Genomic DNA, 229 nt, shown 5'->3' with positions numbered 1-229 from the left:
AAGCTGTGCCTCAATCCATTGCGGGAGCCCAGGCAAGGGACGCTATCAGTCATTTCGGCCGCACAGGCACTGCTTCGCAGCCTGTCAGTGCTCGCGCCAAGCCTTCGAGATCTGATCGGCGAGGGGCTTGGTGAGGTAGGAGATGACGGTGCGCTCGCCGATCTGCAGGAAGGCGTCGACGGGCATGCCGGGCACCAGGGTGACCTCGCCGAGCCGGGCGCGCTCGGCG

1 pseudogene is annotated in these 229 nt (G+C 66.4%); it reads right to left on the bottom strand.

Annotated features, from left to right (window positions below):
- Window positions 1-84: 84 nt before the first annotated feature.
- Window positions 85-229, bottom strand: a pseudogene (locus WDW90_RS40425) (HlyD family type I secretion periplasmic adaptor subunit); the annotation flags it as partial.

Source organism: Methylobacterium nigriterrae, from assembly GCF_037106235.1.
GTDB classification, from domain to species: domain Bacteria; phylum Pseudomonadota; class Alphaproteobacteria; order Rhizobiales; family Beijerinckiaceae; genus Methylobacterium; species Methylobacterium nigriterrae.
The sequence above is the reverse complement of the archived record's forward strand: the minus strand, read 5'-3'. Positions and strand labels throughout refer to the sequence as shown.